The 12433-nt window shown below is 52.2% G+C and carries 8 protein-coding genes; 1 reads left to right on the top strand and 7 read right to left on the bottom strand.

Features of this window, described 5'->3' with window-relative positions:
- Positions 1 to 923: 923 nt before the first annotated feature.
- A complete protein-coding gene (locus tag JOD78_RS27815; RefSeq protein WP_209570191.1) occupies positions 924 to 1133 on the bottom strand; it encodes a hypothetical protein in 210 nt (69 codons plus the stop codon).
- Positions 1134 to 2490: 1357 nt separating this feature from the next.
- On the opposite strand from JOD78_RS27815, the gene JOD78_RS27810 reads away from it, so the two are divergent.
- On the top strand, positions 2491 to 4053 hold the full coding sequence (locus JOD78_RS27810) for a methyl-accepting chemotaxis protein (RefSeq protein WP_209570203.1): 1563 nt from the start codon (positions 2491 to 2493) through the stop codon (positions 4051 to 4053).
- A 305-nt stretch (positions 4054 to 4358) separates the two neighbouring features.
- On the opposite strand, the gene JOD78_RS27805 is transcribed toward JOD78_RS27810, so the two are convergent.
- The 6 genes from JOD78_RS27805 to JOD78_RS27780 all read right to left on the bottom strand — a co-directional run bounded on the left by JOD78_RS27805 (position 4359) and on the right by JOD78_RS27780 (position 12404).
- Positions 4359 to 4655, bottom strand: a complete 297-nt coding sequence (locus tag JOD78_RS27805) for a hypothetical protein (RefSeq protein ID WP_209570189.1) — start codon at positions 4653 to 4655, stop codon at positions 4359 to 4361.
- A 237-nt stretch (positions 4656 to 4892) separates the two neighbouring features.
- Complete coding sequence (locus tag JOD78_RS27800) at positions 4893 to 6542, bottom strand: PQQ-binding-like beta-propeller repeat protein (RefSeq protein WP_209570187.1); 1650 nt, start codon at positions 6540 to 6542, stop codon at positions 4893 to 4895.
- Positions 6543 to 6595: 53 nt separating this feature from the next.
- Positions 6596 to 7915, bottom strand: a complete 1320-nt coding sequence (locus tag JOD78_RS27795; protein WP_209570185.1) for a TolC family outer membrane protein — start codon at positions 7913 to 7915, stop codon at positions 6596 to 6598.
- Between the two features lie 109 nt (positions 7916 to 8024).
- The gene (locus tag JOD78_RS27790; protein WP_209570182.1) at positions 8025 to 9308 is read right to left on the bottom strand and encodes an HlyD family efflux transporter periplasmic adaptor subunit; all 1284 of its coding nucleotides are present in this window, start codon (positions 9306 to 9308) and stop codon (positions 8025 to 8027) included.
- A gap of 10 nt (positions 9309 to 9318) precedes the next feature.
- The gene (locus JOD78_RS27785; RefSeq protein ID WP_209570181.1) at positions 9319 to 11412 is read right to left on the bottom strand and encodes a peptidase domain-containing ABC transporter; all 2094 of its coding nucleotides are present in this window, start codon (positions 11410 to 11412) and stop codon (positions 9319 to 9321) included.
- A 50-nt stretch (positions 11413 to 11462) separates the two neighbouring features.
- Entirely contained in the window at positions 11463 to 12404 is a 942-nt protein-coding gene (locus JOD78_RS27780; RefSeq protein WP_209570179.1) for a TraB/GumN family protein, read from the bottom strand.
- Positions 12405 to 12433 lie beyond the last annotated feature (29 nt).

Below are 12433 nucleotides of genomic sequence, written 5' to 3'. Positions count from 1 at the left end.
GGCTATCAATCACCTAACCAGTTCGAAGCACAACTTGCTCGGAAAGCGGCTTAGTTTCTCGACCAACCTTGGTCCAGCCCGAGGGGTTCACTCCATAAGTGGGTCAGTTTTCGATGCAATTCAACACTCATCGATTAAATCGAAGAGAGTCGGCCTTCAGCTGGCCGCTACTTCTGGCGTAAATCCTAACTTGGCAAACACATTGCCTTCCGCCGGATTCACCTGGATTGACTTAGTATCGATGACCACTATTTCTCCTTTCATCGATAGAGCGTCTCCAGATTATTGCACCCCCACGATCTCGCCGAGCCCGGTCTAGCTAGTTTAACCTAGTCAGTTATGGAATAAGGATTGATCAATAGGGAGAGGCACCGTTAGTTTTGCTCCTTCGATAACGTTGCTTTAACCTGCCCAAGAATCCAGTCCAACTCTGCTTCGCTGTAGCCCCATCTTTTGTTGATTATCCTCGCACGAACGGTAAGCAGAAGATTCTCGACAGTCATCCCGCGGAGCTCATCTAACTTCTCGCTGCAGTAAGGCGTTAGATATTTCGCAAACCTGCGACAAACTTCAAACCTCTCAATTAGCTCGGAATCGCTCCAGCCTTCTCGGTACCGGCCTTGGATTTGCCGCAGTAGTAGTTTAGGCTGAGCGCCCCCAACGGAATACAGATGACGAGATTTGGGGAAATCGTCAGGCACATCCAAAAGACTGATAGAGGCCATATGTATGCGCACTTTGGCGATAGATGTGGAACGTAGTTTTGAACGAGATTTGAGCTGTTCGGGTTTCAGTATTCTTGTGTGACTGTATCGCTAGCTTAAATTGGTGAACTAAAAAATATTCGAACATTCACCATTGATTTGAGCCGGTTCAACTTATGGTCTTAGAAGCAGTATGCGAAAGCTTCGTATCTCGCGCCTTCATTGAAAACGTAAGACCGCTGCAATCTGTTCCAACTTGTCTTCAGCTACTGCGGCTCGTTCACGGTAAGTTTCGGCGCTTTTTAAAAGGAGCGAAATTTTGTGCCAGTAGATGCCCCCAAGATCGCCGCCTTCTTGCTGAAGGCGCTCCATCGTCTCAAGAGCGATCGAAAGATCCATCCTGTCGCGCAATTCGGGGTTGATCACCATGACCTCCTTTCGGAAAGCAAGACTTCAGTATAGGCAGAAAAAAGCTCCAATCAAGTCATTATCTCTCTAGATAGACCGTATCTAGACGCGGCCATAATCCTTTTCACTTCATCTTCGGGCCTTGGTCCAGCCCGAGGGGTTCACTCCAAAAGTGTGACAGATTTCAGTGCAATTCAACACAAAGAATGAACCGGCCACCAATCAGATTGAGAGGCATGTCGATCATTGCCAATACTGCGCAAAAGACGAAAAAACAATCGCCGCCAGACCAGCATAGAAAGCATCCGCAGCTGCTTTTCCCAGCCCTCCCGTCATGCCGGCCCCAAAACCACGTTCGAGAGTGCGAGGGACGAAGTACCGATTGACCCTAGCGGGGCTGCCACCACCAATCCGAGAAGTAAGCCTTTCCCCACCAGCAGGAATCTCCATCAGACCATTGTTTCTTTCAAATAAATGTGCCGAATATCGCGATGCACTCCAAGTAACCCGGCTACACCATAAAGACATACAGCCTGGCGCCCAACCTTGTCATCTAGGAAATTTTCCTGGTGCAATTTATCCACCGCTTCTGTTTGTAAGTTTGTGGATAAACCCACGGTGTGCTTCGCTTCTGCCCATCAGCAATGGATGCGATCTAGGATGCCTTAATATTAGGCAGTCAACGGAGCGTCACTGCGGCTTGCCTTTGACCAACCCGAAGGGGTCACTCAATTTCCCAGAAATTTGCATCTTAAGTTGCCCCATGATTATTCCCCAATCCTGCTCATCACAGCGAGCGGGACGACAGAGTGACAGACGTACGTGGCCTTACTGGAATTATTCGACGCTGGTAAATCTGCGATCGCATCTCGATCAGAAAAATCTACCGTAGGCTGGACATCTCTCGAAATAGGGTTCCTCGCGATATCCGATCAGGAGCGATCAAGACAGCCTACCTCAACGCAATGATCCTGTGCCTTGACGAATTCGCACCCAGACTTTCCGCCTAGCGTAGCGCAGAGCCATCCGAATCTCATAAGCAGAGACGAACCTGGGCTAAAGAGAGCTGGGCTATGAGGGGCGTGCGATCGCGTGGCAGCATTCTGGCGTCAATAGAAGGTGGGGCAAACGGAGATTGATAATTCTGCGAGCAAATCAACATTCTGACGTAGATAGAGCCCAGAGGATACGCGGCACTGACAGAAGCCAGTGAAAGTACTCGCGAAAATTTTCATTCTCATCCTGCGGCTTTGCGGCATGAGGAAAATCCCTAAATCCATATTGGGTAGACTGGTCTATAGTTACTTTAGGCAGAGGGATCGGTCATTCTTTGATTGATCTGAAGAATCTACTCGCATTTAATCAAAGGGGATTGGATATGAACTATTTCCGTACTATGAGAATTGGTAGCAAACTTGCGCTGGCGTTTTCTATTTTGCTGGTGCTCACCATTTTACTTGCCGCCATTTCGTTGAGCAGCATCCGCTCTCTCACTACTTCCATCAAGGCGGCGGACGCAGTTCAAGATCAAAAGCTGGTACCGCTCTATCTCGCACGGGAGGCGCTGGATCAGACCGGCATTGCCGCCCGCAATGCCTACGTTTTCAAAAGTGACACAGATGCCCAGAAGGAGTTAGCTATTGTTGATGAACAGCGTCAACTGTATTTGAAGGCGCTAAAAGATCTGGACCCATATTTCTCCAATGATAAGAAATTTCAGAAGGTGCGCACTGGCTTGCTACAAATGGCCGAGGAACTAAAGCGCCCGCGCGCTTATCGGGAAAGCGGAAGGATGGAAGAGTATCGCGACTTTTTAGTCAACGAATGTAGTCCGCTGCGTCGGCAAATTGTGCTTGATATCAATGACGTCATCGCTGACGTCGACAGTGAAAATGATAAAGCACACGAGGCCACAATTGGGATGGCGGAGAGAGCTTCTATCGTCGTCGCCGTACTGACCTTGGTAGTAGCCGTAATCTCCGCGATCGTCGCGATCGTTATTACACGGGGGCTCCTGAAGCAACTCGGCGGGGAGCCGTCATATGCCGCTGAGATTGCGCAACAGATCGCAGCTGGTGATCTGACTTCTCAAGTGCAAACTAAGATTGGCGATAGCACCAGCTTGGTTTTCGCAATTAAGCAGATGCGAGACAGCCTAGTATCAATTGTAGGAAAGGTCCGCGAAGGAACTCATACAATTGAGCAAGCCTCTAGTGAAATTGCGTCTGGAAACCTGGATTTGTCCTCTCGTACAGAGCAGCAAGCGGGCGCATTAGAAGAAACAGCGTCGGCGATGGAAGAGCTAATGTCAACGGTTAAGCAGAATGCGGACAATGCCAAGCAAGCGAGTCTGCTCGCAGTTTCGGCTTCTGAGGTTGCAGCCAAAGGCGGAGAAGTAGTTGGTGTGGTAGTCACGACCATGGAGGGCATCAACGCCTGTTCAAGGAAGATTGTCGACATCATCAGCGTCATTGACGGAATCGCCTTCCAGACGAACATTCTGGCATTGAATGCTGCAGTGGAAGCGGCAAGAGCCGGTGAGCAAGGGAGAGGATTTGCCGTTGTTGCTTCTGAGGTCCGTAGCCTTGCTCAACGTAGCGCGACGGCGGCAAAAGAGATTGCGGAGTTGATCAATGACTCAGTTGCTCAGATTGGACGGGGGAGTAGCATGGTCGAACAAGCGGGGATGACCATGGCGAACGTGGTTTCCAGTGTACAGAGGGTAACAGATGTCGTCGCCGAGATTTCTCACGCAAGCCAGGAACAGAGCCATGGAATTACCCAGGTCAATCTGGCAGTTACTCATATGGACGAAGCTACCCAGCAAAACTCCGCTCTGGTAGAGGAAGCAGCCGCCGCGGCCAATTCGATGATGGAACAGGCCAGCGCCCTAGCGGGCTTGGTCTCCACATTCAAGCTGGATACCTCTACAGCAAGCTAGGTGCGCATGCACGGCAGCAATGCGTCCTCCCAATTCCTGCCTACCCGTAGCATGGCTCCTCTCGGATAAGTCATTAAACTCGAGGAAACACTACGCGGCCGCTGTGCTCGTTAAACGCGACATGACGGAGCGCTGTATGAGCGTTTTCCGCTGGCCGTGCGAGATACTAGACCAGCAGGTAGTAGACGGGGCAGAGTTCTTCACGCACCAGTGCCGTCCCGAGTTCGCGCCAAGGCCAAGGATTGGCCGTGGGGCAAGAAACTCTGGGACGAATCTTATGGTGTAGCTCTCAGGGAAGTAGAGCTTCAATCAAGTTTCCTTGAGATATCGTCTTTGTAGTAGCGACGCGCCACATAAATCCTAACTTCCCAAGAGACCAATCCACCAAGAGCCGCACGAATGATCATTGGAACATAAGGAATGGCGAAGACTCTCCCGATGTAATATCCCGCCGCTACAAGCCCTGCGCAAAAAAGCAGGCTCATCCATGTCTCCCAGTGGCGGAAGGTCTTTCGATATATCCGCTTCCAAGACGCAGCGCGTTCTGCTGGCAACAGTGTCGCCAACTCTGGAATTTCTTTCTTCGTCCAAAAGCTACGCATGTATTTACTCCTTTGCCGGGCGGCTTCAAGGAAAAGAGTAGTCAGGAAACCGTGGAGATTTAGCGAAGAGAAAATCACCTATGCGATAGGGCGAGGCCGGTCCAGCTCCCGGCGCTTTCGCCTCTACAGCCCTAATCAATCAATTTTTATGGAAAGGTTCGATGCTATATTGAAAGGATTAGGACATAGCTTCTTACCTTCTGAGCTTACAGGCAGAGGCCGCTTGGCGGCAGCGGTTCAGGTGGCGCTGCCTACATCAATCGCAAAGAGCTCGTTAACATACGTCAGGACATAGAAGAACTTGGTTTCCTGACTATACGACACCATGTTGGTAATGGCGTCTGGCAACTGATGCGTCCCCGTGACACTCAGACTCTCCAAAGACAGCTCGTATAGCAGTCCACCGCAGGAGCCGAAATAGATTTTTCCGTTAATCAGACTGGGGGGAGAGAAAAGCTTGGAGCCGCAGAATATTTTTTTCTTCAATTCCTTCTTTTCAAGATCAAGAATGTACAGATGCTTATCGCTAGAAGGCACGAAAGCCAGATCGCCAACGATCAGCGGGATGGTATAGATCGTATTGCTAGTGATGACTGACCACACCTCCTCGCCAGAGGCGACATCGACAATATAGATGCATCCATCTGCGCATCCCGTGACCACATGTCCGCGGATTTTGTCGAAGGCCGCGGCGTGACGAATGGAGCCTTTTTGCGATGCTCCATTCTTGTTGGTCCGAAAGCGCCAGTAACGGTTACCTGATCTGGCATCAAGTAGCAAGAGTTCATCATCGTTGCTTCCGCATGCGACTATTCCTCGCTCGGCCCAATAGATCGGAGAAGCGTGGGTATAGCGCGCGGTCATATGTTCCCAGACCTTCTCTCCTGTCTCCATATCAAGGGCGACAACGCTGCCGCGCTTCCCCTCGACGCCAAACTCCAAGCCAATGAACAGCAGACCGACATCAGCCCCCAGCGCTGGCGATGAACCGACCCAGTCCGCCCCGATGAAGCACCATATCTCTTGTCCAGTGGCCGCATCCAGGCAATAGACATTTCCATCGTAGCTGCCGAAGTAGACCCTACCACGGTGGACGGCGGCGGTAGACCAAATATTCTTGTGCCCCACCGACTCAACCTTGACGGCCCAGATCGGCTTTCCATTGAAGGCATCCAGGCACCAGAAAATCCCGCAGTCCCCGCCAAAGTAGAGGCGCCCGTTATCAACAACTGGAAAGGACTTGGGGACCCGGTGAAAGAAGTTGGGGTCCGGAGAGCGGAACGACCATAGATTCTGGAAGATAGTGGAAGACGCAGGCAGCGCTTCTTTCTTTAGCGACAGATTGAGCTCGTTCAGTGCAAAGAGTGAGTGCACTTGCAGATCGTGCGCCACGCGCCATGCCAAGCCCTGCGTACTTCTATAGTCGATCAGGACAAAAATGGAAGAGATCTCCCGGCGCTCCCGCTCCAGAATGACGCGCACCTTTTCCAGACTTTTTCCCGAGTTGAGCACATCATCGACAATGATGATGGGTTCCTCGGTGAGCACGCCCTCGATCAGGTTGCCGGTGCCGTAGGTCTTTCTCTCCTTGCGCACGATGAAGCCATTGACCGGAGTTCCCCGCGCTGCCGACTTGAGCAATATCGCTGACAGCAAAGGGATGGCCGCGGTTTCCATTCCCCCGACCTGAAAAGGCAGCTTTTCTGAATACTCGTCCCAGAAAAATTCGGCCAGCAGATCAAGCAATACCGCCTTCATGAAGATGCGGCGCATGTCGATCAGCCAGCGATTGCTGGTTCCTGTCGGAGAGATCAGGCGCTGCCCATCGGAGGTCAACACAGCCTCGCTGCGTATCGCGGACAATAGAGCTTGCTTCTTTTCAGACATGGTTGGCCTCAGCAATTAGGGTAGATCAGTCACATAGAAAAATCAGGGCAGCCTCATTCAGGCTCTGCCACCGACAAGAGGCTGTTGACCTGAACGATATCCTCCTCCGTCAACATGCCTGCGGAAGCCCGCAAGCGGAGATAGGCCAAGATCGTGTCATAGCGGGATTTCGATAAATTGAGCTCTGCCTGACTCAATTGGCGTTGTGCCTTTAGCACGTCAATATAGGTCTTGACGCCCAGCTTGTATCCGAGCCTCATCGACTCCAGCACCGAGGCGCTACTGACCTTGACCGTTTCCAACGCATTGATTCTCGCGATACCACTTTTAACGTCGAGATAAGCTGCCTGGATATCCTGTTGTCCGTTGCGTATCGCGAGTTCCAGATCATCTTCCGCCTGGCTGCGAAGAGCGACCGCTTCTCTCACTTTGCTTTCGGTCGAGTAACCTGAAAAGATCGGGATATTGATCTGTATCTCCACGGCATTCGTCTTGATTCTGCCGCTCTCCAGCGTAGGACTTCGCCCTAGTTGATTGCTGGCTCCCGCGCTGGCCGACAGGCTGACGGTGGGAAGATAACCTGCCTTGACCTTCTCCACCTCCACGCGTGCCACTTCCAGCCTGGCAGCCTGCAGATTTGCATTCAGGTTTCCCTTCTGCGAGGCTTCGAACCAGTACTCGATGTTGCCCTCGACCGGCGGAACGATATTCACGTCATTCGGCAACTTCATCAGATTACTGATTGGCTTCTGAGTTATCTTCCGCAACGCCTCTTTCTTCAGCTCGAGATTATTGATCTCAGCCAGTTCGTCAACAGAGGAAAGATCGAACTGGGCTTCTGCTTCGCGCTGATCAATGATCGTGGAAGTCCCCTTTCGGAAGCCCTCTCGCGCTGCCATCAATTCCTCCTCGATAGAGCGCTTGGTGGCGCGGATGGCGTCGATGCGATCCTGCGCATTCAAGACAGAAAAATAGCCGTCGCATATGCGCAGAATAAGATCTTGCTGTGCGAGCAGGAAAGTGATCTCATCGGCCACCAACGCCTTCTTGCTCTGCTCATAGGACTTCCAGCTACTGTAATCAAAGATCGGCTGAGAAAGAACCAGTGCATACTTCTTGGTTTTCCATCGATAGGGCTGGTCGGTCTCGGTCAGGTCCGCGCGCCCGTTATTTAAAGAATAGGCACCACCCAGCGAAATCAACGGCAGTAAGGCCGCTCGCGCCTGAGGCAATTTCTCCTGGCTTGCCGTCAGAGTGTCGCGAGCACGCTGAAACGACGCGTCCATGACCTGCGCGCTGCGATAGACCTCCACGATATCTTGAGCATGAATCTCGCCGCAAAACAGTGCCACAACAAGCAGGCCTTTACGCATAGCTAATAGAGCGAAAAAACTTTGATTCGGAAGAAAGACGTCACCGCCTCATGTGCAGCTTCGCACTCATCGCTCATGATCATCTACCGTCATTTTTATGAAAGACCGTTCACCGATTCGGCAGACGGTTGGAGTAGCGCTCAGTCATCTCCAGCGCCGGGGCGATCATCCATTCTGCGATACTTCTGCTTTCCAACAAGATATCTGCGTCCACCGACATACCTTCGCGCAACGGGAATGACTGGTTACCAAACCGGATCTCTTGTGACTCGATATTTGCCTTGACTGGATAGAACAGATCCTTCGATTCATCAGCGATTTTCAGCTCGGCGGAATTCAGTGCAGTTTGCGGAATCCATGAAATGGTTGCCTTGAATTGCCCAAAACGCTCATAGGGAAAGCTGGCATATCTCAACAATACGGTCTGTCCCGTCGCAATCAGGCCAGCGGCAGAAGTCGGCACATTGAGCTGAATGTACATATGGACGTTTTCCGGAACGATGCTGGCCAGCACCTGCGCAGGTGTCACGTTCTGGCCAAGCTCGGCCAATGCTGCTGTCACCATCCCCGCTGTCTTGGCGTAGACGACGACTTCGCGCTTGGCGTCGTTCTCGACCAAATCCTGTTGTAGTATCGACATTTCCCGATTCAACGCGGTGATACTGTTTTCCGACTTGTCGTCGAAGTCGGCCAATTCATTCTGCGCATCGCGCAATAAACGTTCGGAGTTGCTTTTTTCCCGCAATAGTGCGAACAGTCTGGTGTGAACATCGACGTTGGACTGCAATTTCTCCTGATAGGCGGACTGCGAAATGAATCCGCTTTGCTCCAGACCCTGATACCGTTTTAGATTGTCATCGCTGAGACGCACGGAATCCTGCTGCGAGCGGACCTGCTTTTCCGCCTGGCTCAATTCATTTTTGAGCAAGACGATCTTCTGCAGCAGCGTCGTGCGGTCGCGCATCTGAATACCCTCCAGCAGCTTCTTTTCGCGTTGAAATGCATGGGCTCGCAACTGCAATTGCGCCGTCACGCCTTCAGCGGTGCTGCCCGAATTCGACGACAGCCGATCCAGAGAGACAAGGAACAGTTTTTCACCTTCCTTGACATGATGGCCTTCCGTCACAAACTTTTTAGTAATGATTCCGTCTACCGGCGCATAGACCCTGACCACACCCTCGTCGTAAACCAATCTTCCCTGCACGCGCACACGCCGGACATAATCGTACGAAAACAGAAAGACGAGAACCGCCAGGCAAAAAAATGAAAGAAGAAACACAATCACTGTCAGTGAAGGTGATACCAGTGGCAAAGCCTCTCCCATATCTTGATTTCCGGAAGAGTTGGCTTCAGGACGAAAGAGGTGCTCTCTTTCGGCAGGTTCGTTCTTCAATCTTGACTACCTATTCATTGCTTTGAAGTTTCGGCAGATTGATGATTCGCTCGGCGGAGTTGATGGTTTCCTTCCGATGGGCAATAACGATCCGTGTGATCTTCAGGCTGGACAGTTCTTTTAATATCTCAAACTCTTTCCCCGAATCGAGGTGACTGGTCGCCTCGTCCAGAAACAGAACTTTCGGTTTCTTATAGAACGCCCTAGCCAAAAGCACACGTTGTTTCTGCCCACCCGAGAGCGCAGATCCCATGTCGCCGATCAGGGTATCGAATCCCATCGGCATGGCCAGTATTTCCTTTTCGATTCCGGCCATCGCCGCGCATTTTCGAGTCAGCTCGTGATCGGGATGCTCGTCGAAGAAGGTGATATTTTCAGCAATCGACCCTGCAAACAGAACGTCGTCCTGCGTCACCGTGGCACAGAGGCTCCGATACTGCTTCCCCAGGAGGGAAATAGGGACACCGCCGTAGGACACTGTTCCTTTAGTTGGTTCAAAGAGCCCGGTCAGCAGTTTGAGCAAGGTAGTCTTCCCGCAGCCGCTCGGACCAATGATGACCACATGCTCGCCGGCATCGATCGAAAAGCTGATGTTGGATATAACCTCCGGCAAGCCGTCGCCGTAGCGATAGGAGATACCATCAACGTTGATCAGCGGACTATGGCTTTCATCCGCCTGCACCGAGAAGTTTGAATGAAGACTCTCTGGCTTTTCCAACATGATGTCTGCGAGCCGCTCGGTTTGTACACTCAACATACGGAAATCGAAGATGCGGTCCACCAGACTGCTGATGCGTCTTGCGAACTGCTCGCGAAAGGACGTAAAGGCCACCAGCATGCCGACCGTGAAGCTCTTATCCATGACGGCCAAGCCGCCCAGCGCGAGCACCGTTACGGTTTCGATCCTGAATAGCATGGAATTGGCCAGGCGGAACAAGGCAGAGTATTTTACGATCCGAAGAGTCGCGTTCTTTGCGCGAATCGATCTGTTAGTCAGCGAAGTCAAGCGATCCCCTTCGCCGCAGAACAGCTTGATGGTCTGAATACCGCGGATAGACTCCATTAGATAGGTCTGAAAACGTGAAGCAAAGACAAAATAGCTCTCACTGGAAGAGCGGATGATCCGGTAGATGATTAACCTCAAGAGGACGTATAGCGAAAGAATTCCCGCGCTAATCAGCGCCAATCTCATGCTGTAGAGCGCCATCATCAGGAAGGTACCAATGGCCATGACTCCATCGATAAGCCCATCGATAAAGCCATTGCTGAGTGAGGTCTGGATGGTCGCAACCGTATCAAGCCGCACAATGATGGCGCCCAGTTGCCGCTTTTCGAAATACCCCAGCGGCAGACGGATCAATCTTGCCAGCACCCGCGTATACCATTGCACGCTCAGCGATGCGCTCAAATGGATAAGGGCGAACTCCCGGACGGCCTCCGTGATTGTCTGCATTACCACCACCATCACAAAGCCCACGATGATCGTGTAAAGCAGCTTGGCGTCGCCGCTGACAAGCGCTTCGTCGATGGCCCATTGGTTTAAGAAAGGACCGATCAGCGCAAACACCTCAATGACAGCGGACAACAGAAATATCTTGGCCAATGCGCTTTCCAGGCCCAGCACCCGACCTAGCAATTTGAAGACCGTGATCTGGCCACGTGGCTTGCGCTGACGCTTGAAGTTGACGTCTGGGATCAGCTCAAGGACCACGCCCGTGAATCGCCTGTTCAACTCAGAGACCTGACAGTAGCGATGTCCACTGGCCGGATCGAAGATCTCAAACCTGCCGTTATGGCAGCGGCTGAGGACCACGAAGTGGTTCATGTCCATGTGCATAATGCAGGGAAGTTGTACGTCTTTCAGCTCATCGATATCGAGCTTCAATGGCCGGGTAACGAAGCCAGTCTCCTGGGCGTTGCGCGCCAGCTGCGCCAGCGTGATACCCATCAGTGAAGTGCTGAACCGCTGACGCAGGGTCCGCAGGTCGACTTCGTGTCCGTGCGCAGTGGCGATCATCGCTAGGCACGCGAGGCCGCATTCAGCAGCTTCGGTTTGCAACTGCAACTGGATGCCGCGCCGGAAACTGAAATTCAAGGAAGCCATCTTTTTCAGGGAAAAGATCGAGCAATCAATTAAGCTGGTTATCTCGTTTTTTATTTCTCGTCACGCGTGGGAATCTGCCGCACCTGGAATCCCAATTCCTTGAGCTTATCAAGCACGTTGTCAGGACCGATCATGTGGAGGAAACCGACCGCAATGAACACTGGCTCCTTTTCATTGGCCAATTTATCAATTCCCGCTGCAAATACCCTGTTGCGCGTATCAAAGTAATTTCGATCCTGCGTACATTGGATGCTCTGGCAATAGCGCTCCATGTCGCCCAGATTTCCGCTTGCCCATACCCGCGCCAGATTCTCCAGGTTTTCCCTGGCCTTGCCGCTCTCAAGCTCGATCACATCGCGTTCCAGATCCGCTAGATCGGACGCACCGATGGCAGTGCGCTGATCCTCGGGCGTCTCAAGTTCCACAATCTCTTTCTTGGTGTAACGGGCAAATCCGATCAGAGAGGCATCGATAGAAAACTCCGGATAGAGCCCCTGCTTGCGCGCGGAGAGCAGCGTGAGCGAAGAGACCATGGAGGCCAGCGTCGCTCCTTTAAATCGATCCTGATTGATGCAAGCCTTTCGGAACTGTGCATCAATGCGGCTCACGAGTGACTGATACAAAGAAGATGAGCGCTCCGCCGCTTCTGCGGCCATAGGTGCATTCATTGCCGCGCCCAGCCCTGGCTTGGTCACGTCGATTTCGACGATCAGCTTCTTGGAGGTGCTGAGCGCCTTACGGATCGTGGGGCCTGGAAAGTCCCACTCCAGCTTGGCCACGTGGATGGTTCCGTACAGATACGACCGTGTTCCATCTCGGGTGATCTCCCACAGCGGTCCGCGGTCAGGCTGCACACTATGGGAAAGCCGTTGAAGCTCATCTGCAGCTGCAATTCCCGGCGGCGGGCAGCTATCTGTTGACTGTCCCATTGCACTGTTATTCATAATGAGGATGGCGCACGCCAGAACGAACAGCGGCCAGAGTTTTTTCATGTTCTGCCTTTTGGCCACGGAGAGCCACC

Origin of the sequence: Herbaspirillum sp. 1130 (genome assembly GCF_017833835.1) — a bacterium.
Lineage (GTDB): Bacteria > Pseudomonadota > Gammaproteobacteria > Burkholderiales > Burkholderiaceae_D > Herbaspirillum > Herbaspirillum huttiense.
The sequence above is the reverse complement of the archived record's forward strand: the minus strand, read 5'-3'. Positions and strand labels throughout refer to the sequence as shown.